A 21,821-nucleotide genomic window follows, 5' to 3' on the forward strand; every position below is an offset into this window, starting at 1 on the left:
CGATGGGAAAAATAACTTTCCGTTATCGTATTATCGTTTTTAAGCGTTCCTTTCTCCATGAACCGCACGTAAGCAATTCTGTTCAATTGCTGCCTTGTAATGCTTACGACAAACTGAAACATAACGTTCATTTCCGCCGATGACCACCTGCTCACCCTCTTTAAAAGGCGCACCATTTTCGTCGAGTCTTAATACCATCCCTGCCTTTCTGCCACAGTGGCAAACTGTCTTTAATTCAACCAGCTTATCTGACCATGCCAGCAAATATTGACTGCCACTGAATAATTCACCACGAAAATCTGTTCTCAACCCATAACAAAGAACAGGTATATCCAGCGTATCAACCACATCTGATAAATCTTTAACCTGCTCGCGGGTAAGAAACTGACATTCATCTATTAATACGCAGTGAACCGGTTCCAGGCGATGTCCTTCGTTTATCTCTGAAAAAAGTTTTGTCCCGTTATTATACAATTTTGCTGGAGAAGAAAGGCCAATGCGCGAGCATACCTTGCCGGAGCCAAAACGATTATCAATTTCTGCGGTATACACCAATGTGCGCATGCCACGTTCGAGGTAGTTATATGAAGACTGTAGTAAGGCAGTAGACTTGCCTGCATTCATCGCAGAATAATAAAAATAAAGTTGGGCCATCAGGCTGCACTCCAGGTATAGGTTTAGCACAAACGCGCAGAATTGTAACACAGCACTACATCCGCACGAGACATTAATGACTCTCTGCCAGGCTGCATTTTGCTGATTATATCTGCCATTTTCTCTTCGCGCTCAGTAAAGAAATTGCTACTGTACCCGGCGAGATAATTTTGTTTATGACCTTTTTTTTCACAATGTATGCTTTTAAAAACTCAAATTACCTTGCTAATATTCTCTGACTTTTCTTAAGGTTAGAGTGAGTATCGAATAAAATTTTTCCTTTTTGTTATTATATACTGTCCTTTCAACTTAGTGATAATCGTAATCAAAAACCTTTAGCTGAGTCAGGGCGTGAGAATGTAATTCAGCCAGGACTCACCGTTTTGTATTGTTAATAATCATTCTGCTGAATCACCCATACTTACTTATTCTGAGTCTATTACAAAAATTACTATTGCAGTTCCTATTGCCGCACTCTATTATTATCAGGCAGAACGACCCCACCCATTATAATTTGAGATCAGGAACATGAGCGAAGCACTTAAAATTTTGAATAACATCCGTACCCTGCGTGCGCAGGCACGAGAGTGTTCCCTGGAAACTCTGGAAGAGATGCTGGAGAAACTGGAAGTCGTGGTTACTGAGCGTCGCGATGAAGAGAATCACGCTCAAGCTGAAATCGAAGAGCGCAGCCGTAAATTACAGCAATACCGTGAAATGCTGATTGCCGACGGTATTGATCCTAATGAATTGCTGTCTACGCTGTCCACCGCCAAAACGTCAGGAAAAGCTAAACGTGCGGCACGTCCTGCTAAATACAAGTACGTTGATGAAAATGGCGAAACTAAAACCTGGACAGGTCAGGGCCGTACTCCCGCCGTGATTAAAACAGCAATTGAAGAACAAGGTAAGAAGCTGGAAGATTTCATGCTGTAATTTTTCATTTAATACCCCATCCTTTGCAATGGGGTATTAAATATCAGCACTGATAGAACGAACGATACCAGTCGACAAAGTGTTTAATCCCTTCATCAATACCGGTTTGTGGTTTAAATCCAATCACCTTATATAAAGCTGAGGTATCTGCACTGGTTTCAGGTACATCTCCAGGCTGCATAGGCAACATATTTTTATTTGCCGTGATACCTAAAGATTTCTCCAGCGCTTCAATATAACTCATTAATTTTACCGGGCTGCTGTTACCAATATTGTAAACACGATAAGGCGCTGAACTGCCTGCGGCGCTACCCTCTTCTACCGTCCAGCCTGCATCTGCCTGTGGAATAACATCCTGAAGCCTGAAGATCGCCTCGACGATATCATCAATATAGGTAAAGTCACGTCGCATCTGTCCGTTGTTGTATACATCAATCTGATCTCCAGCGATCATCGCCCTGGTGAATTTGAACAGCGCCATATCCGGGCGTCCCCATGGACCGTAGACGGTGAAAAAACGCAGACCGGTAGTCGGGATACCATAAAGATGTGAATAAGTATGGGACATCAGCTCATTGGCCTTTTTAGTAGCGGCATACAATGAGATTGGGTGGTCGACAGAATCATCGGTAGAGAATGGAAGCTTACGGTTCAGGCCATAAACTGAACTGGATGAAGCATAAAGCAGGTGAGAAATGTTGTGATGACGACACCCTTCAAGGATATTAAGATGTCCGGTCAGATTTGCATCAGCATAGGCCGATGGATTTTCCAGGGAATAGCGCACACCTGCCTGAGCCCCAAGATGAATAACTCGATCAAAGGCGGCTTCACCGAACAGCGAAGCTATTCCTTCCCTGTCAGCAAGGTCAAGTTTAACGAAGGAAAATGCAGAATAAGGCTTGAGTAAATCCAGGCGGGCAAGCTTAAGTTTAACATCATAATAGTCGTTCAGGTTGTCGAGACCGACAACCTGGTGACCGGCGCGAAGCAAGCGTTCTGCAACATGGTAGCCAATAAATCCTGCCGCGCCGGTAACCAGATATTTCATACTGCCCTCGTTAATTATGCAATTTGAATTGAAGCTCCGCGGCCGATTGCATAATAAACAAAACCGCGTTTGCTGACTCTTTCCGGATCATACAGGTTACGACCATCAAAAATCACGGGTTCTTTCAGAGCATTTTTAATAACATCAAAATCAGGAGCGCGGAAACTTTGCCATTCGGTACAAATAACCAGCCCGTCCGCACCCTGCAAAGCCGCCTCTTTGGTGCCCATCAACTTCAGATCGTCGCGGTGACCATAAATGCGCTGTGCTTCATCCATCGCTTCCGGATCGAAAGCCTGCACGCTGGCACCCGCCTGCCACAATGCTTCCATCAGTACCCGGCTGGAAGCCTCACGCATATCATCGGTATTAGGCTTAAAAGACAGTCCCCACAGTGCAAAGGTTTTGCCCTGAAGATTATCGCCGAAGTGGCGTTTAATAAACCCAGGCAGTTTGTTTTTCTGTGAGTCGTTAACATCCTCAACGGCCTGAAGCAGACGCGGCTGATAACCAATTTGCTGCGCCGTGCGGATTAATGCCTGCACATCTTTCGGAAAACAGGAACCACCGTAGCCACAGCCAGGATAAATAAATGAGTAGCCAATACGGGAATCAGAACCAATTCCCTGACGAACTTTTTCAATATCCGCGCCCAGACGCTCAGCCAGATTCGAAATTTCGTTCATAAAACTGATTTTAGTCGCCAGCATGCAGTTGGCTGCGTATTTTGTCAGTTCAGCGCTACGGATATCCATTAAAATCATGCGGTCATGATTGCGATTGAATGGCTCATAAAGTTCACGCAGCAGTTCAACCACGTCATCATTATCCGTGCCAACCACAATACGTTCAGGTCGCATGCAGTCAGCAACGGCCGCGCCTTCTTTAAGAAATTCCGGGTTGGAAACCACATCAAATGTAATATCAACGCCACGTGATTTGAGCGTTTCCTCCATCACAGCGCGGACGCGATCGGCTGTACCTACTGGCACGGTCGATTTATCGATGACAACCTTACTCTCTTCCATGTGCTGTGCGATTGTGCGCGCAACGGCAGTAACATATTTCAGGTCTGCTGAACCATCTTCATCCGGCGGTGTTCCCACAGCAATAAATTGCATCACGCCGTGGCGCACACCCTCTTCTGCGTTGGTAGAAAACCGAAGCCGACCGGCTTCATAGTTTTGCATAACCAAAGGCGTCAGGCCTGGCTCGAAAATAGGAATGATCCCTTTCTTCAGATTGTCGACTTTCTTTTCGTCAACATCGATACAAAGAACGTCATGTCCGACTTCGGCCAGAACAGCAGCCTGAACCAGACCGACATAGCCGATACCAAATACGGTGACTTTCATTGAATTGTCCCGGTTAGAAATTAAACTTACTTTTTATTACCCACGATGGTTTCCAGCCAGGCTTTGAAATCGCTGCCCAGTGTGTTGTGACGCACACCGTATTCAACGAAAGCCTGCATGTAGCCCAGTTTGTTACCACAATCGTGGCTTACACCTTTCAGGTGGTAGGCTTCAACCGTCTCTTTCTCCATCATCATGGCGATAGAGTCAGTCAGCTGAATTTCATCACCTGCGCCCGGAGGCGTTTTAGCCAGCAGAGGCCAGATGTCAGCAGAAAGAACATAGCGTCCTACCACTGCGAGGTTGGATGGCGCTTTATCTGCTTTCGGTTTTTCAACCACACCGACCATTGGCGCGCTGTCGCCAGGGCTCAGTTCTGCGCCCTGGCAGTCAACCACACCATAAGCAGTCACGTCGGCGACAGGTTCAACCATAATCTGACTGTGGCCTGTTTCATCAAAGCGCCGCATCATGTCTGCCAGGTTGTCTTTCTTCAGATCGGATTCATATTCATCGATAATCACGTCTGGCAGAATAACGGCCACAGGTTCATTGCCTACTACCGGATAGGCACACATCACCGCATGGCCCAGACCTTTAGCCAGCCCCTGACGAACCTGCATAATGGTAACGTGTGGTGGGCAGATAGACTGGATTTCTTCCAGCAGCTGGCGCTTCACACGTTTTTCGAGCATGGCTTCCAGCTCAAAACTGGTATCGAAATGGTTCTCAATAGAATTTTTTGATGAGTGCGTAACCAGCACGATCTCATTAATTCCGGCGGCGATACACTCATTAACGACATACTGAATTAACGGCTTATCAACCAGCGGCAGCATCTCTTTCGGAATTGCCTTGGTGGCAGGCAACATGCGCGTTCCCAAACCTGCTACAGGGATAACCGCTTTTTTTACTTTGGACTTATAGGCAGACATCAAAGTACCTCTCTTTAGGCCGTTCAAGTTATTACTTGATATGTCGAGTTAAAAAACGAGATGAGTATACCAGTTGAATCCGGGTGGATTTATCCTGGATAAACAATTTCAGCATAAATTAAGATTATTACCCAAGTGTAAAGCCATTTTCTGGCCCTGCTCTCGGCACCCGGCAATAAATGATTCAGGTTGATCAATTTGTCGACAACATCAGGCGTAGCCTGCCTCCTGCTCCCCATACCTGACACTGCCATGCGTCACAACGCTGGCTGATCTGATTGAGATGTGTGCTGCCAAGAGTACCAAGCGGCATGCCATTACTGAGTTGTATTTGATGAGTATTAATATTGAGCGTGGCATTTAACCCTGCGGAAACCAGGATTAAATTTTTAATTCCCTGATGATAATAACCCACCAGTAATGGAAACTGTCCGGTCAGATTTGCCTGGCGAAGAAGCTGATTGACTTGTTTCAACAATGAACTTAATTCCGGCAGACCTTGCGCATGACCGGATAATTGATCCTGTAAAAGGCCATTGAATAAAGCCCGAAGTAATAATGCAGCCAGAACACCATTATTACCTGCCCTTGTAACGTCCAGGCAGTAAAAGGCCAGTTCATGTCCTGACAATGCCGCGACATCCAGCACCAGGCCTGGCTGTTCAGCCATCGTCAACTGGCGGTAATTCAGGCGGCAGTTAGCAACGACCTGTTGCACCGGCGGTTGCAACTGCTGAAGCAGTTTTGCTGCTGCAGGAGGATCGTTGACCAGCGCATCCCAGTCCTGGAACAGCTGTTCATCTTCTTCAACTTTGGAAGTAAACATTGAGGGATACAGACACTCATAGACGGTATCACGCAAACGCTCGAGGTCTTTCAGGGGTTTCAACAGAATATCCTGTACCCCAAGCCGCAGAACCTGAGCGATATCGGACATGTTTTCAGTTGCGGAGATCACCAGAATGGGCACGTCGTTACCCTGCGTTCTCAGGTGCTCAACCAGTTTGATACCGTTCATTCCGGGCATCTCCAGGTCGCAAATAATCAGCTCGTATGGCTGCTTATCTATTATATCCAGGGCCTGGAGCCCGTTATCTGCAAGCGCGGTATCAGCACCAAGCGCCAGCAGAAAATTATCCAGCAGAGAGCGGAAAACGATTTCGTCTTCAACGATCAGAATCTGTTTCCCGCTTAATGGCTTCTCCATTCTCCCCCCTTGTACACCAGCTAAATCAATAGTGGCTCATAAACCACGATTGCGCCTCTCCGATTTATCAGCAAAAGCGCCATATTTACCCGGCAATTCCTGTTAACGAACCAGTGGGAGTAGTTCATCTGTCTTCTTTTCTACGGCGAGTCTGCCAGCTTCAATAGCTTCTTCAGCACGATGGAAATCGAGTGTTGAAATCTAAGGGCATAAAGGTTGAATCAGTAAATCCGGAGGATCACCCGCCATACGATTACGCTTTACGCGATTTTCCAGCACCTGAATTGACGTTGACATAATTTGCATCGCACCTGGGGTCTGATTCACTTTGCGCTGTGCTCCCCGTGTAAAACTTTGTCGCAGCCTGCCAGTCCAGGTTGTGGCCGCCACGATGGCTTCCTGCTCCTCGGCATGCGTGGTGACCGACAGTAAATCTTGCTGTGTAAGATGCGCATCATGCTGAAGATCGACAGCGATGACAATATCAGCCCCGAGCGCACGAGTCAGGGAGACGGGAACGGGATTGACGACCGCTCCGTCTACCAGCCAGTATCCATTCCATGCAACAGGCGCCAGCAAACCCGGAATGCTACATGAAGCGCGCACCGCCTGATGTATATCCCCCTCAGTCAGCCATAGTTCACGCCCCGTGCTGAGGTTAGTGGTTACCGCACCAAAAGGCATTGCGCACTGTTCAATAAGATCGTGGCCTGTAAGCCTGCGCACATGGTTAAAAACACGCTCACCCCGCAGCAACCCTCCGCGTCGCCAGGATAGATCCATCAGGCGGATAACATCCCAGTAACTGAAAGAACGGACCCAGCTTTCCAGTAAAGGCAGGCGTTTGCTGGCGTAGACAGCACCGACCAGCGCACCCACAGAGCAGCCCGCCACTAAATCCACCTTAATACCGGCTCTTTCCAGCGCATTTATCACACCAATGTGGGCCCATCCACGGGCAGCACCAGAACCCAGTGCCAGTCCTATTTTAACCTGTCTCATTGAACCTCAATGTCCGCTTAACTAACAAATGGCATCACGTGCGCCACTCAGTTACCATGCTGCCAAACGTGTTAAATCTTTTATATTCTCGTGGAGTCAACGTGTCAGACCTTTGCCCATGCTGTAGCGGGTTGCAGTATAGCCTATGTTGCCAGCCCTGGTTGAACGGAGTGGCGCTGCCCTCTACCCCAGAAAAATTAATGCGTTCGCGCTACACCGCCTGGGTTCGCTGCGACACAGACTATTTGTTGAACAGCTGGCATCCATCCTGCCAGGCCGAACGTTTTCGGGCCGGTGTGGAACAAAGCCACCTCAGTACCAAATGGCTTAGTTTACATATTATTGCGTCAGAAGTGGAAAAGGATAATACCGCAGGGTATGTCACTTTTTTTGCTCGTTACTCTGAAAATGGGCAGGAAAGTTTTCTTCACGAGCGTTCGCGCTTTCTTCGGCTGGAACAACGCTGGTACTATATCGACGGGACATACCCTGATACAGGGCGCAATGATCGGTGCCCATGCGGCTCCGGCAAAAAATTCAAAAAATGTTGTGGGTAGTTATCTGCCCCTTTCCAAACAAAGTTGCTTCGACAGGATTACCATCGCAATGCAATCGCAAACACTGCAACGAAAAGTTTTACGGACTATTTGCCCGGACGCAAAAGGTCTGATCGCCAAAATCACCAACATTTGTTACAAACACGAACTGAATATCGTGCAAAACAATGAATTCGTCGATCACCGCACGGGCCGCTTCTTTATGCGGACTGAACTCGAGGGGATTTTTAACGACAGCACGCTGCTGGCCGATCTGGACAGCGCATTGCCGGTCGGTTCAGTACGGGAGCTCAATCCGGCGGGTCGCCGTCGCATCGTTATCCTGGTGACAAAAGAAGCGCACTGCCTGGGTGATTTGCTGATGAAAAGCACTTACGGTGGACTGGACGTGGAAATCGCTGCGGTTATCGGTAATCACGAAACCCTGCGTACCCTGGTTGAACGTTTTGACATTCCCTTTGTTCTTGTCAGCCACGAAGGTCTGACCCGTGAGCAACATGACAACAACATGGCAGCAGAGATCGATCGCTATCAACCCGACTATGTGGTGCTGGCAAAATATATGCGTGTATTAACTCCCGCATTTGTTGAACGCTATCCGAATCAGATTATTAACATTCATCACTCATTTCTTCCGGCCTTTATTGGTGCACGTCCCTATCACCAGGCCTATGAGCGTGGGGTGAAAATTATCGGTGCAACAGCTCACTACGTGAATGACAATCTGGATGAAGGCCCGATTATTATGCAGGACGTCATTCACGTTGATCATACCTACACCGCCGAAGATATGATGCGTGCCGGGCGTGACGTTGAAAAAAATGCGCTGAGTCGCGCGCTGTATCATGTGCTGGCCCAGCGCGTATTTGTATACGGAAACCGTACCATCATTCTGTAGGGTTAATCAGGGTGCTGAATTGTCTATGAAAACAGCACCCTGGGTAAAAAAACGGCAAACGATTTTTTTTCACCGCAGACGGACTTTACTCTCTTATTCCATCTGATATGATGCGCCCCACTTAAACAGCTTGCAGACAGACCAGCAAATTGTTGAGTGCTGATTTTACCCCTGGTGGGGTTCCCGAGCGGCCAAAGGGAGCAGACTGTAAATCTGCCGTCATCGACTTCGAAGGTTCGAATCCTTCCCCCACCACCATTTCGAGTTTACCCGCCAGGCTGATAACACCTTCTTCAATCTCATCAGTAAAAATAGTCACCTTGAGCAGTGAAACAGTGTTTGACCCTCTGCCGTTCGCCCCCGGTCACCTCAGTAAGGCAAACTTTATCTGCACAGACTCACTGAAATATTTTTTCCATAAGAAACAGCCGGTCCCGGTCATTTTTACGGTTATTTACCTCTGACCACACTCTTAACAACGCCCTCCTTAAGGATGACATTGGCTGCGGTATTCTGTTACCATTCCGGCCTGTTTTTCATCGCTAACCGGCAGGCGAAATGAAATTTGTCTCTTTTAATATCAATGGGCTACGCGCTCGCGCTCATCAGTTAGAAGCCATTGTTGAGCAACACCAGCCAGATGTTATTGGTCTTCAGGAAACCAAAGTTCATGACGATATGTTTCCCCTCGAAGAGGTGGCTAAACTGGGCTATCACGTGTTTTATCATGGCCAGAAAGGTCACTACGGCGTGGCATTACTGACCAAAGCGCAGCCTGTTATGGTCCGTCGGGGATTTGCTGACGACGCTGAGGATGCGCAACGTCGTCTGATCATGGCCGATATCCCCAGCTCGCTTGGCAATATCACGGTGATCAACGGCTATTTTCCCCAGGGAGAAAGTCGCGACCACCCGCTCAAGTTTCCGGCAAAAGAGAAGTTTTACCGCGACCTGCAAAACTATCTGGAGCAGGAACAGAAAGCTGACAATCCCCTGCTTATCATGGGCGACATGAATATCAGCACCTCCGATCTGGATATCGGTATTGGCGAGGATAATCGTAAGCGCTGGCTGCGTACCGGCAAATGCTCTTTTCTGCCTGAAGAGAGAGAATGGATGGAACGCTTACTCAACTGGGGGCTGGTCGATACCTGGCGGGCGAAAATTGCCCAGACAAACGACCGCTTTTCCTGGTTCGACTACCGTTCTAAAGGATTTGATGATAACCGGGGTTTACGCATCGATCTGCTGCTGGCCAGTCAACCGCTTGCTGAACGTTGTGTGGCAACTGGCATAGACTACGACATCCGCAGTATGGAAAAACCCTCTGACCATGCGCCAGTCTGGGCAGAGTTCAGTCTGTAATCTCGCCGTCCCGGGGTCCATCCCGGGCAACCCTTATTGCTTCAGTGGTTTCCAGATAAGATTATTGGTGCCGAAGGATTGCTCGTCGCGGGCGCATTGCAATAACACCCCTTCCATCTTCACCACCGACCCTTCTGTGTAGCTGCGGTTCTGCCAGATACAACAACGCTGACAGGGGGGCTGATTGTTATTGCTATTTTGATTCTGTGTCCATACCTGTGGTGGCATATCAATCACCACGCCGGAGCCTCTGCCCATGCTGTTGTCGTAGGCTGATACGCTGTCATCAGCACTATTCTGTTGACCGCCGTACTGCTCCGTTGCCCATGACGGCTGGCTGCACAGCAACAATACGCCCAGTAACGTCGCGCTTTTTTTGATCATTTCCTCTCCTTCGCTTTGCCTGCCTTACGTTTCGGCCTGTTGTTTTCCGCCACGGGCAGGCCACGAAAAGCGTGAGCCGCCGGTTGCTGCCGTGCCTGATTAATTAACTGGTATAACGTCTCCACCAGGGGCTGCATAAACCCCTGATAGCTGCACTGCTTCTCACTGATTTTAGTCAGTGTCGACTCCCAGTGGGCGGTCATATCCGGCCGCGCGGCCATTTCCGGCAATGAGTGGATAAGCGCGCGACCGGCCGGGCTGGAATGGATATAGCGCCCTTTTTTGAACAGGAACGTTCGCTTAAACAGGAGTTCGATAATTCCGGCACGCGTTGCCTCTGTTCCTAAACCATCGGTCGCACGCAGCACTTTCTTTAGATCTTTATCCTGTACAAAGCGTGCGATACCGGTCATGGCTGACAACAATGTGGCATCGGTGAACGGCCTCGGTGGCTGAGTCTGCTTTGCCACCACCTCGCCGCGCTCGCACAGCAGCTCATCACCTTTTGCCACGACAGGCAGCGGCGTGCCGTCATTCTCCTCGTCACGCTCTTTGCTACCCAGCAACGCCCGCCAGCCAGCCTCTGCCAGAAAACGTGCTTTTGCGACAAATTTCCCTCCGGCAATATCCAGTTCAATCACGCATTTCCGATACACCGCATCAGGACAGAACTGCATCAGATACCAGGTAGCGATCAGCTGATAAATATTGTTTTCATTCTCTGTCAGACGAACAGCATTGCTGCGCGCGGTAGGAATAATGGCGTGGTGAGCATCAACTTTTTTATCATCCCAACAGCGATTTTTGCGATCCGCATCAAAATCCTCAGGGGGGATCAGATCAGGCTGATGGACAGAGATGGCATTTAATACCGCCTGTCTCCCGGCGAAATGCTCGTCAGGCAGATAACGGCTGTCAGAACGTGGATAGGTAATCAGTTTGTGGGTTTCGTACAGTTTCTGGCAGGTATCCAGCACTGTCTGTGCACTCAGGCCAAACCGTTTTGCCGCCTCGATTTGCAGAGCGGAGAGCGAAAAAGGCAGCGGTGCCGTGTCATTTTCCCGCTTGTCGTTATAACTGGTAACCCGTGCAGGCTGCCCGCCAATACGCGCCACAACATGTTCAGCGAGCGGACGGTGCAGCAGTCGCCCCTCCTCATCCTGATAAGGCTCACAGGACTCACTTGGCTGCCACAGAGCAACAAATCGCTCATCCTGCGGGGTGACAATATGCGCTCTTACCTCGAAGAAGTCTTTTGCCACAAAGTTTTCAATCTCTTCATCACGTCGCACCACCAGTCCAAGCACCGGTGTCTGGACACGCCCGACCGAAAGCACGCCGTCATATCCCGCATTGCGCCCCAGCAAAGTGTAAGCGCGAGTCATATTAATGCCATACAGCCAGTCCGCCCGAGCGCGTGCCAGCGCGGAGACACAAAGAGGAATAAACTCGCGGTTCTCACGCAGACGCCCCACGGCACGTTCGACCGCCGCAGGATTAAGATCGTTGATTAAGCAACGCATTACTTTTTCACGTTTTTCCGGCGACAGCGCCAGATAATCCAGAACCTCATCGACCAGCAGCTGTCCTTCGCGATCGGGGTCACCGGCGTGAATCACTTCACTGGCCTGTTCAAGCAATCCTTTAATCACGCTCAGCTGTTTTGCAACGGAAGGACGCGGCTGCAACTGCCATTTTTCCGGCACAATGGGTAAATCAGCCAGCGACCAGCGGGCGAAGCGGCTGTTGTAGCTGTCAGGCTGAGCCTGTTCCAACAGATGCCCGACGCACCAGGTGACCGCATCTTCGCTGCCACAGGCAATATAGCCCTCTCCCCGGCGATGAGGTTTTGGCAGTACATCGGCAATAGCGCGGGCAAGGCTGGGCTTTTCGGCAATAAACAAACGCATCTGGCAGTGATGTCCTTCAGAATAAAGCTTCGGTCAGGGTACCCCTGTGGCGGAGAGTCCGTCCTTGCCACTTACAGGTGTAAAGAGAGTTTACTGATGCAGGCCACGATTTACAGGACAGAAGCGTGATTGATACGCGACTGAAAGCCTGCATACGGCAACATGACCGCCAGTATGTTAACGCGTAAGGAGTTCGTGGGTAAGGCCACAGCAGTTCGATTGCTTACAATCAGAGCAATATGCAGGGCTGCTCACAACCCTGCCGGCATCGGTTGTGATTCCTGTCAGAACCGGCTGACAAAAGGTGACGTGTCAGGCGGGACCACCGTGGTGGCAGATTTAAGCTGTGGCGTACCAAGATAAAGGAAGCCGACGATGGCATCCTGCTCGCGGCAATGAAAAGCCTCACGGACCGCCTGATGTTCTGTCCATGCCCCGCTGCGCCAGATACCATTGAAGCCCTGCGCTACTGCGGCCATCTGCATCGCCATCACTGCACATCCTGCGGAAACCAGCTGTTCCCAGTGAGGAACTTTATGATGCGTTTCACAGTGAGCGACCACGGTAATAATCATTGGCGCACGCAAAGGTGCCTGCCTGGCTTTATCGATGGCTTTAGCTTCCATCTGATCCTGACGCGCGACATTCTCAAGAAGAGTACTGAAACGTTGAAGTCCTTCATTCTCAATGATAATGAAGCGCCAGGGCTGCAATGTGCCATGATCGGGCGCCCGCATGGCGGCCCGCAAAATGTTTTCCAGCACTTCTCCTGACGGAGCTGGCTCACTCAAGCGCGATGCGGAGCGACGATTAACCAACAGATCCAGTGCATCCATAATTGTCTCCTGATAATGATTTTTATTCAGCAGAAGCTAGCACAGGATGATGAATTGTTACAGCATCGCGCTTTTTCCTGCTGACAATTTGTTCCCCGCTATTTAGGATGTCACCATCTCAACCCGGTTTACGTCATCCAGCCTTGTGCCTGAATACCCGACCGGCTTTTTAATCGCGATTATGGAGAACCTATGCGGATTTTGTGGCGAGCAATCGCTGGTTTTTTTAAATGGACGTGGCGGCTGCTGAACTTCGTCCGTGAGTTTATTCTCAACCTTTTTCTGGTGTGCCTGATTCTGATTTGTGTCGGAATTTATTTCCAGTATACCAAAGCCAGCGCCCCCGCCGAGGTACAGAAAGGCGCACTGATTGTTGATCTGAGTGGTACGGTCGTCGATAAGCCTTCGGTCAGTAATAAGCTGAGCAGAATTGGTCGCCAGTTGCTGGGAACCAGCAGTGACCGCCTGAAAGAGAATTCACTGTTCGATGTGGTGGATGCCATCCGTCAGGCGAAGGGTGACGCCAACATCACCGGCATAGTGCTGGACCTGCGTGACTTCGCCGGGGCTGACCAGCCATCTCTGCAATATATTGGTAAAGCTTTGCGTGAGTTTCGTGACAGCGGTAAACCCATATTCGCTACTGGCGACAGTTACAGTCAGGCACAGTACTATCTCGCCAGTTTTGCCAACAAAATTTACCTGTCACCACAGGGTACGGTAGATCTTCATGGATTCGCCACCAATGGTCTTTATTACAAAACGTTGCTGGATAAGCTCAAAGTAACCTCGCATGTTTTCCGCGTTGGCACCTATAAATCAGCAGTAGAACCTTATCTGCGGGATGATATGTCCCCGGCAGCCCGCGATGCTGACAGCCGCTGGATTGGAGAACTTTGGCAGAATTATCTCAACACGCTGGCTGCCAATCGTCAGCTGACGCCTGAGCAGGTGTTTCCTGGGGCGCAGGGCGTACTGGACGGACTGAACAAAACTGGTGGTGACACGGCGGTATATGCCAGAGACAACAAGCTGGTCGATCAGCTGGCTTCCCGTGCCGTTGTCGATCAGGAGATGAGTAAAGTCTTTGGTTGGGACAAACAGTCCAACGATTTCAAAGGCACCAGCATCTATGACTATCAGGTGAAAAATAACAGCTCTGCCGACGGTAACATCGCGGTGGTGATGGCCAGTGGCGCAATCCTTGACGGGGATGAAACCCCCGGCAACGTGGGAGGCGACACCACCGCGATGGAGATCCGTCAGGCCCGACTGGATCCCAAAATCAAAGCAATTGTCTTTCGGGTTAACAGTCCCGGCGGCAGCGTGACGGCATCTGAAACTATTCGTGAAGAGCTGGCAGCGGCAAAAGCAGCGGGTAAACCGGTTGTGGTGTCAATGGGTGGCATGGCGGCATCAGGTGGCTACTGGATCTCCACGCCAGCAAATTACATCATTGCCAGCCCGAACACACTTACTGGCTCCATCGGCATTTTCGGCGTGATTAATACCATTGAGAATACGCTGGATTCAATTGGTGTACACACTGATGGCGTGGCAACCTCACCTCTGGCTAATGTGGCAACCACCCGCGCACTCCCCCCTGAAGCCCAGCAGATGATGCAGCTGAGTATCGCTAACGGTTACAGAAACTTTATTGGCCTGGTGGCGGCCGCACGCGGTAAGACGCCAGAACAGGTTGATACTATTGCTCAGGGACATGTCTGGACCGGCAGCGATGCTAAAGCCAATGGGCTTGTCGATGCCATGGGTGATTTTGATGACTCAGTGGCAAAAGCCGCTGAGCTGGCCAGGTTGCCGAAATGGCAACTGAGCTGGTATCAGGATGAGCCTGGCTTCTTCGACCTGTTACTCAGCCAGATGAACGTCTCTGTGCAGGCGGTACTGCCAACAGCGTTCAAAGCCTGGTTGCCGGCTCCGCTGGCAGAGGTCATGGTCAGCATGAAAAATCAGCCCGGCTTGTTTGATAATCTCAACGATCCACAAAATCGCTATGCGATCTGTCTTACCTGCGGCCTGGTAAAATAACTGTTCAGCCCGGCATCTTGTCGGGCTGCTTTTCACGAGTTTTCCCCTTATAATTCGCCTTTTGGCAAGCCTGAGTTAATCCATGCATAAAAAATCCATTTACGTTGCCTATACGGGCGGAACCATCGGTATGCAACGTTCCAGCCACGGCTATGTTCCGGTGTCGGGCCACCTGCAAAACCAGCTGGCTGACATGCCTGAATTCCATCGTCCTGAGATGCCAGACTTTACTATTCATGAATATCAGCCATTGATTGACTCTTCGGATATGACACCGCAGGACTGGCAATCGATTGCGGATGATATCAAGGCCAATTACGATCAATATGATGGTTTTGTCATCCTTCATGGCACCGACACCATGGCATTTACCGCGTCAGCCCTTTCATTTATGCTGGAAAATCTGACTAAACCGGTCATTGTGACAGGGTCACAGATTCCACTTGAAGCGCTGAGATCTGACGGACAGCAAAATCTGCTGAACGCCCTGTTTATCGCGGCGAACTACCCGATCAGTGAAGTCTCGCTGTTTTTCAACAACCACCTGTTTCGCGGCAACCGTACCACTAAAGCGCATGCCGATGGTTTCAACGCTTTTGCATCACCTAATCTGCCCCCGCTGTTGGAAGCCGGAATACATATCCGCCGACTGAATACACCACCCGCCCCGATGGGCAAAGGCCAGCTGATTGTTCATTCGGTTACCCCGCAGCCTGTTGGCGTGGTCACACTCTATCCGGGAATTTCAGCTGATGTGGTAAGTAATTTCCTGCGCCAGCCGGTCAAAGCGTTGATCCTGCGCTCGTACGGCGTGGGCAATGCCCCGCAAAATCCGGCTTTTCTCAACGAACTGAAAGAAGCATCAGCGCGGGGCATTGTGGTCGTTAACCTGACTCAGTGCATGTCCGGCAAGGTCAATATGGGCGGCTATGCCACCGGCAATGCTCTGGCGCTGGCTGGTGTAATCAGCGGTGGCGACCTGACGGTGGAAGCCACCCTGACCAAGTTACATTTTCTGCTTAGTCAGGATTTAACCAGTGAGCAGGTCCGTCAGCAGATGCAGGTTAATCTGCGTGGTGAGCTGACTACCGAAGAATAATCAGGAATAAATTATGACGATTCGCCAGGCGCTGTTACTGATAGATCTACAAAATGATTTTTGTCCCGGCGGCGCGCTGGCTGTCAGCGGAGGCGATCGGGTGATTGCCATCGCTAACCAGTATGCAACGGAGTTTCATCAGCGTGATCAGCCCGTGCTGGCGACCCTGGACTGGCATCCCGCCGAACATGGTAGCTTTGCCTCGACTGCGCGCCAGCCGCCCTGGACCAGCGGAAAACTGGATGGCCTGTCTCAGGTGTGGTGGCCCGATCACTGCGTTCAGGGCTCTTCAGGCGCAGAGCTGCACCCCGCGCTGCATCAGCATCTGATTACTGAGCTTTTTTTTAAAGGCCAGACTGTCAATGTGGACAGCTACAGTGCCTTCTACGATAACGGGCGGCGCAGTAAAACCTTGCTGGACAGCTGGCTGAAAGCGCAACAGATTGTGGCATTGACGGTGATGGGACTGGCAACCGACTACTGCGTAAAATACAGCGTGCTCGATGCACTGGCCTGCGGATACACGACAACCGTTATTTCCGCCGGCTGTCGTGGCGTCGATTTACAACCGGGTGACAGTGCGCGGGCGCTGGAGGAGATGGCCACAGCAGGGGCCATTATCCTGTAGCGATGTTACTGCAAACGGATCGGCATCCGGTGATCGTCAGTAATACCAAACTCTTCTTTCAACTGCTGTTTGCTTTTCACTACCAGCTCGCCGCCCTTTCCCACCGTCATATGCTGCGGCTGGTCGTTATGGCGGGCCTGCCAGAGGAGAACAAGTTGCAGACTGTTCTCTTTTTGCTCGGGGGTCAATGCCACCCCATCCGCCCATTTTCCCGTTTCAACTGCGGTGACCAGACGTTGATATACGTCAGGGGTCATCGCTGCAATTATCTCATCCAGCGGCATAGCGACTATCCTTTAATGTTATTGCCATCATCACTGGTAAAACTCAGCGAGGCGGAATTCACGCAGTAGCGTTCACCGGTTGGCTGAGGTCCGTCAGGAAAAACATGCCCAAGATGGGCATCACAGCTGCCACAACGAATTTCAATACGCTGCATCCCGTGTGAGTCATCCTCAAGATATCTGACCGCGTCATCATTACAGGGCTGGTAAAAGCTGGGCCAGCCGCAACCAGAATCGAACTTACTGGCTGAAAGAAATAGCGGCGCGTTGCAGACCAGACAATGATAAATGCCGTCATCTTTGTTGTGCAACAGCTTGCCGGAAAAAGGCGGTTCAGTGCCCCGCTGCTGTGTAACGTAGCGCTGCATTTCCGTCAGCTCAGTTTCCGGATGCAGTGATTCAGGATGATTAACCATAATGTTATTCTCAGGCGGGCGTTTCAGAAATTATAGCAGCCACTATGCTAACAAATATTTAACATCGCCGGGAGCTTTTTTACCTTGCGCAGAAGTCTGAAACTGATCTCGGGATAAAATTGTGACCATGATCACCCTTTAGCCTTATCACCCCTTTATATTCAGGCAGGATGCCTCAACATTGGGTACTTAGCGGCGTCAGAGGAAGTTGCAAAAGCGCAATAATTCCTGTCGTTCGGTTTGATTTGTCGCAACTATTGAACCGATTCCGCTTGACGCCTGACAAGGTTTTTGTAATTTTACAGCCAACCTTTTATTCACTAACAACAGCTGGTGGAATATATGACTATCAAAGTAGGTATCAACGGTTTTGGCCGTATCGGTCGCATCGTTTTCCGTGCTGCTCAGCAGCGTTCTGACATCGAAATCGTCGGTATCAACGATCTGCTGGACGCCGACTACATGGCTTACATGCTGAAATACGACTCCACCCACGGCCGTTTCGATGGCACCGTTGAAGTCAAGGACGGCCATCTGGTTGTTAATGGCAAAACCATCCGCGTTACCTCTGAGCGTGATCCTGCCAACCTGAAGTGGAATGAAATTGGTGTGGACGTGGTTGCTGAAGCCACCGGTATCTTCCTGACTGACGAAACTGCACGTAAGCACATTGAAGCAGGCGCGAAGAAAGTTGTGCTGACCGGACCATCAAAAGATGACACCCCTATGTTTGTTATGGGCGTGAATCACAAGTCTTATGCCGGTCAGGAAATCGTTTCTAACGCCTCCTGTACCACTAACTGCCTGGCACCGCTGGCGAAAGTCATCAACGATAAGTTTGGCATCGTTGAAGCGCTGATGACCACCGTTCATGCAACGACTGCAACGCAGAAAACTGTTGACGGTCCTTCGCACAAAGACTGGCGTGGTGGTCGTGGCGCATCCCAGAACATCATCCCTTCTTCTACCGGTGCTGCTAAAGCGGTGGGTAAAGTTATCCTTGAGCTGAACGGTAAACTGACCGGTATGGCGTTCCGCGTTCCAACGCCAAACGTTTCTGTGGTTGACCTGACCGCACGTCTGGCTAAACCGGCTTCTTACAAAGAAATTTGTGAAGCAATCAAGTCTGCTGCTGAAGGCGAGCTGAAAGGCGTTCTGGGCTACACTGAAGATGAAGTGGTTTCTACCGATTTCAACGGTGAAAAACTGACTTCCGTATTCGATGCAAAAGCAGGCATCGCCCTGAGCGATACTTTCGTTAAACTGGTTTCCTGGTACGATAATGAAACCGGCTATTCAAACAAAGTACTGGATCTGGTTGCTCATATCGCTAAATAAGCGTCACAAACAGATTCTGAAGGCGACTCCGGTCGCCTTTTTTTATGCCTGTGAGACACGTATTTTAAATCCTTTTCATTCAACTCTATCTCCAGGTCGCCCGTGCAGGATATAAACAACCCAAATGAGACAGACAAACTGTCTCACCGGATTGTCGGATTTGGATAGCTCTGATAAATCAAATACGTCGTCACAAACAGGCAAGACGGACTACTAATGCCATGCAAGCTATAGTCTCTATCCTTAAATGCCAATAATCATGAAAGACATTTTTGATAGCATCCTCGATTTTTCAAAAACATCATCCCTTATTTTTTGGTAACTTATTAATAATATTTTCCCAGTTATTACTTTGTTTTTTCCCTCGTTTTCTCCATCCATAGAACTGAATGATATGATTATCATCTTTATCAAAAACCTCAAGACTGGTTATTGTCTGCCCCTCAGAGAATTTATTTACCACCCAAACCTGAGCAACAGAATCAGGTGATATTTTACACACCGCTTTTTCATTTTCTTCTGTTGTGCCATGAATAATATATTTATTTAAATTAGCGAATCTCCCTGGCTGAATTATTTTGTCAATTTTACCGGTGTAAATTTGAATGGCTGAATCATTACCTACAAAAATCATGAATTTTTCATTTTTAGAATATATGTAATTAAGAAGTTCAGATACACTTTCCTTTTTAACCTGAAAAGCTAAATCCTCAGAAACAGATCTTAATGCGTCTATTTTACTTATTCCTTTCTGTTCGAGCACAGGATAAAAATGATGGACATCAGTCAAACTACGCCATAGTTCTTCAATGGATTTTGTGGTGTCAATATCCATTAGTTTACCAGTCTGCTGATCAACCGGATAATTTTTGATAAGCTCATCCTGAATCATTCTGTCAGAGAAAAAACTTGTCACCTGAACCGACCTTTCTTCATTATTAAATGTGATATTATGACGATAATTATTGTCTGCGTTTTTAGTAATTTTTATATTTACAGACTTTACTTTCCCTGGTAGGAACCGCAAATCAATCCCTTTAGGATTTAAAATTAAATGACCATTTGAATATGAATTTTTGTATTCACCGCTAACATGCAGAGATGCCCCACTGTTGAATGTCCTTGTTTCAACAAAATTTGATATGTTTTTGATATACTTATGAATACTGGAGAGATTATTAGCAATATCGTTGTTCTTCAGACTTATCCCCATCGCACGTTCAGTTGTGTTTATAAGTTTTCTTTCTGATTTAGTTAGCATGTAATATTTCCCTTAATTAAATTTTATTGTAACGTTCTATGTGCCCAGCTTTCGCACAGCTTTGTTTAATATAACTATAAGAGCCTTGTAGATATAATAAAACGACTATTTATAGTTAAAATTTGATCTAAACAGGCAATCAGCAAGAATAAACTAGTCGGCCGGGTATGTTACAGTTATGGCTGGTATAAGAAATTTGATTTTCAGTTAATGTGAGCCCGATGGACTGAATTGCGATTTCCTTATCACTTAATGAGAGCCAGTGGTGTTTTCATTTGCAGTAAATGTGGGAAAAAATTTGCATACATTACCCTTCGAAGAGATATCGATTGCGAACCGCTACAGCCATGACATCGTCTTTGTAGCCATAAACCTCCGCTATCAGGCTGATTGTGATAATTTACCTCTCGCCTTAATATGAATACTGTACAGATAGTTGATGCATGCTATAACCGCGGGCACTGACCAGGGCTGGAAAGTATTAAGAAAAATCCGTGATATGATGAATTCATTGTCTGAAGCGGGCAACAATCTAACAAAATTGTTTGGTGATCACAGAATAAAAAATAAGTCATATTGATATTCCTCCTGTTTCACACTGTTGATTATGAATGATGTACCTCTTCTGGACAGATAAACAGACTGTTGTTGATGACATGGTTCCGACCATTGCTCACGGATCGCTGGTAGCTGATGATGGAAAGATAAAAGTATTTTAAGGTTTAGTTCTGTTTACAGGTTTGATAACCCGGACCGCTTTTGCTTATATTGATAATCCCAAAATGGAAATGGTTTGAGTGTTAGCAAATTGTCTCAATTGCTGCTGTAAGGTGTGGTTTCATCTTGTAGAATGAGATAGCTGTTTATCTGTCATAATAATTATTGCGTTCCAATGTTGAACAGGGGCAACTTCGGTCGCCTTTTTTGATGAATGAAAAGGACTGATTATGAACGAGACGCTTTTTTCACTGCCGGTACTGGAACAAATTACGCCCTGCATTTCCCTCCGTCAGATTGGCGAACTACCGGTATTAATCATTGTGCACCCGGCAGTACGTGCCGCCGTGACTTTACAGGGGGCCCATCTGATTGCCTGGCAACCCGCCGCAGAAAAACCCGTCATCTGGCTGAGTGAGAAAACCGCATGGACCCAGGGTAAAGCCATCAGGGGAGGTGTGCCGGTCTGCTGGCCGTGGTTTGGCCCGGCTGGAGAACCCGCTCATGGTTTTGCACGTACACTCCCCTGGACGCTCTCAGCTCATGATGAGAATGATAAAAGTGTCATGCTGACACTGATGTTAAAAAGCGATCGGCAGACTCTGGAGCTGTGGCCACACGAATTCACGCTTCTGCTGCGCTTTCGTTTCACCGACAGTTGTGAGATTGAACTTGAAGCACACGGTGACTATGAAGCCACTGCGGCACTGCACAGCTATTTCTGTGTCGGTGATATTGCTGACGTTGAGGTCAGCGGCCTAAATAGGTGCGCCTAATACCGCTACACTTTTGCCTGCCCATGTTTCGCCCCGGGGAATGGACTGACGGTTTCCATAAAATGGCTAACCTTCCTCAGCAGTTGCCACATTGTCCGGCACCGATGATTCCGGGTTATTGTGTCGTGCAGTGCCTGCCATAGCCGTTCAACGTGGTTCACCC

Annotated in this window: 19 protein-coding genes, 1 tRNA gene and 3 pseudogenes; 10 read left to right on the plus strand and 13 right to left on the minus strand. The window is 48.8% G+C overall.

Translation table 11 applies throughout. From position 1 onward, the window contains the following. Nucleotides 1–39 precede the first annotated feature (39 nt). Complete coding sequence (tdk, locus tag BG55_RS19190) at nt 40–654, minus strand: thymidine kinase (protein ID WP_034940968.1); 615 nt, start codon at nt 652–654, stop codon at nt 40–42. Between the two features lie 528 nt (nt 655–1,182). Here tdk and hns point away from each other — a divergent pair. Beyond that, nucleotides 1,183–1,590, plus strand: a complete 408-nt coding sequence (gene hns, locus BG55_RS19195; RefSeq protein WP_034940970.1) for a histone-like nucleoid-structuring protein H-NS — start codon at nt 1,183–1,185, stop codon at nt 1,588–1,590. Between the two features lie 43 nt (nt 1,591–1,633). Here the strand turns inward: hns and BG55_RS19200 are convergent, their stop codons facing one another. The 5 genes and pseudogenes from BG55_RS19200 to rssA form a co-directional block, all read right to left on the minus strand. Continuing rightward, nucleotides 1,634–2,641 carry an NAD-dependent epimerase gene (locus BG55_RS19200; RefSeq protein WP_034940972.1) on the minus strand — a complete coding sequence of 336 codons (1,008 nt, stop codon included), beginning with the start codon at nt 2,639–2,641 and terminating at the stop codon, nt 1,634–1,636. Nucleotides 2,642–2,655: 14 nt separating this feature from the next. Then, on the minus strand, nt 2,656–3,996 hold the full coding sequence (locus BG55_RS19205) for a UDP-glucose dehydrogenase family protein (RefSeq protein ID WP_034940974.1): 1,341 nt from the start codon (nt 3,994–3,996) through the stop codon (nt 2,656–2,658). A gap of 26 nt (nt 3,997–4,022) precedes the next feature. After that, a complete protein-coding gene (galU, locus tag BG55_RS19210; protein ID WP_034940976.1) occupies nt 4,023–4,931 on the minus strand; it encodes a UTP--glucose-1-phosphate uridylyltransferase GalU in 909 nt (302 codons plus the stop codon). 193 nt (nt 4,932–5,124) lie between these two features. Beyond that, entirely contained in the window at nt 5,125–6,138 is a 1,014-nt protein-coding gene (gene rssB / locus BG55_RS19215) for a two-component system response regulator RssB (RefSeq protein WP_034940978.1), read from the minus strand. Between the two features lie 102 nt (nt 6,139–6,240). Beyond that, nucleotides 6,241–7,140, minus strand: a pseudogene (gene rssA / locus BG55_RS19220) (patatin-like phospholipase RssA). Between the two features lie 101 nt (nt 7,141–7,241). Here rssA and BG55_RS19225 point away from each other — a divergent pair. From BG55_RS19225 to xthA, 4 genes are all read left to right on the plus strand, one after another. Continuing rightward, the gene (locus BG55_RS19225) at nt 7,242–7,697 is read left to right on the plus strand and encodes a YchJ family protein (RefSeq protein WP_034940980.1); all 456 of its coding nucleotides are present in this window, start codon (nt 7,242–7,244) and stop codon (nt 7,695–7,697) included. 49 nt (nt 7,698–7,746) lie between these two features. Then, the gene (gene purU / locus BG55_RS19230) at nt 7,747–8,595 is read left to right on the plus strand and encodes a formyltetrahydrofolate deformylase (protein WP_034940990.1); all 849 of its coding nucleotides are present in this window, start codon (nt 7,747–7,749) and stop codon (nt 8,593–8,595) included. Between the two features lie 173 nt (nt 8,596–8,768). Beyond that, a tRNA-Tyr gene (locus BG55_RS19235) sits at nt 8,769–8,853 on the plus strand. A 300-nt stretch (nt 8,854–9,153) separates the two neighbouring features. Then, complete coding sequence (gene xthA / locus BG55_RS19240) at nt 9,154–9,960, plus strand: exodeoxyribonuclease III (RefSeq protein WP_034940993.1); 807 nt, start codon at nt 9,154–9,156, stop codon at nt 9,958–9,960. A 33-nt stretch (nt 9,961–9,993) separates the two neighbouring features. On the opposite strand, the gene BG55_RS19245 is transcribed toward xthA, so the two are convergent. The 3 genes from BG55_RS19245 to BG55_RS19255 form a co-directional block, all read right to left on the minus strand. After that, nucleotides 9,994–10,344 (minus strand): DUF1496 domain-containing protein, encoded by a 351-nt coding sequence (locus tag BG55_RS19245; RefSeq protein ID WP_084276392.1) that lies wholly within the window; start codon nt 10,342–10,344, stop codon nt 9,994–9,996. After that, complete coding sequence (locus BG55_RS19250; protein WP_034940995.1) at nt 10,341–12,254, minus strand: DNA topoisomerase III; 1,914 nt, start codon at nt 12,252–12,254, stop codon at nt 10,341–10,343. The genes BG55_RS19245 and BG55_RS19250 overlap by 4 nt, the downstream gene beginning before the upstream one ends. Before the next feature lie 284 nt (nt 12,255–12,538). Next, nucleotides 12,539–13,090, minus strand: a complete 552-nt coding sequence (locus tag BG55_RS19255; RefSeq protein ID WP_034940999.1) for an NAD(P)H nitroreductase — start codon at nt 13,088–13,090, stop codon at nt 12,539–12,541. A 192-nt stretch (nt 13,091–13,282) separates the two neighbouring features. On the opposite strand from BG55_RS19255, the gene sppA reads away from it, so the two are divergent. The 3 genes from sppA (at nt 13,283) to pncA (ending at nt 16,866) form a co-directional block, all read left to right on the plus strand. Continuing rightward, nucleotides 13,283–15,139 (plus strand): signal peptide peptidase SppA, encoded by a 1,857-nt coding sequence (gene sppA, locus BG55_RS19260; RefSeq protein ID WP_034941001.1) that lies wholly within the window; start codon nt 13,283–13,285, stop codon nt 15,137–15,139. An 82-nt stretch (nt 15,140–15,221) separates the two neighbouring features. Next, a complete protein-coding gene (gene ansA / locus BG55_RS19265; RefSeq protein ID WP_034941004.1) occupies nt 15,222–16,238 on the plus strand; it encodes an asparaginase in 1,017 nt (338 codons plus the stop codon). Nucleotides 16,239–16,251: 13 nt separating this feature from the next. After that, nucleotides 16,252–16,866, plus strand: a complete 615-nt coding sequence (gene pncA / locus BG55_RS19270; protein ID WP_034941007.1) for a bifunctional nicotinamidase/pyrazinamidase — start codon at nt 16,252–16,254, stop codon at nt 16,864–16,866. Between the two features lie 5 nt (nt 16,867–16,871). Here pncA and BG55_RS19275 read toward each other — a convergent pair whose 3' ends face one another. Next, the gene (locus BG55_RS19275) at nt 16,872–17,150 is read right to left on the minus strand and encodes a YeaC family protein (RefSeq protein WP_034941009.1); all 279 of its coding nucleotides are present in this window, start codon (nt 17,148–17,150) and stop codon (nt 16,872–16,874) included. A 5-nt stretch (nt 17,151–17,155) separates the two neighbouring features. Then, nucleotides 17,156–17,566, minus strand: a complete 411-nt coding sequence (gene msrB, locus BG55_RS19280; RefSeq protein ID WP_034941011.1) for a peptide-methionine (R)-S-oxide reductase MsrB — start codon at nt 17,564–17,566, stop codon at nt 17,156–17,158. Nucleotides 17,567–17,908: 342 nt separating this feature from the next. Between msrB and gapA the strand changes: the two genes are divergently transcribed. Further along, nucleotides 17,909–18,904 (plus strand): glyceraldehyde-3-phosphate dehydrogenase, encoded by a 996-nt coding sequence (gene gapA / locus BG55_RS19285; protein WP_034941014.1) that lies wholly within the window; start codon nt 17,909–17,911, stop codon nt 18,902–18,904. A gap of 301 nt (nt 18,905–19,205) precedes the next feature. Here the strand turns inward: gapA and BG55_RS19290 are convergent, their stop codons facing one another. Beyond that, complete coding sequence (locus BG55_RS19290; protein WP_034941016.1) at nt 19,206–20,165, minus strand: ChuX/HutX family heme-like substrate-binding protein; 960 nt, start codon at nt 20,163–20,165, stop codon at nt 19,206–19,208. A 947-nt stretch (nt 20,166–21,112) separates the two neighbouring features. On the opposite strand from BG55_RS19290, the pseudogene BG55_RS19295 reads away from it, so the two are divergent. Beyond that, a pseudogene (locus BG55_RS19295) lies at nt 21,113–21,643 on the plus strand (D-hexose-6-phosphate mutarotase); the annotation flags it as partial. A gap of 20 nt (nt 21,644–21,663) precedes the next feature. On the opposite strand, the pseudogene BG55_RS22720 reads toward BG55_RS19295, so the two are convergent. Next, nucleotides 21,664–21,821, minus strand: a pseudogene (locus BG55_RS22720) (IS630 family transposase); the annotation flags it as partial.

Origin of the sequence: Erwinia mallotivora (assembly GCF_000590885.1) — a bacterium.
Taxonomy (GTDB): domain Bacteria; phylum Pseudomonadota; class Gammaproteobacteria; order Enterobacterales; family Enterobacteriaceae; genus Erwinia; species Erwinia mallotivora.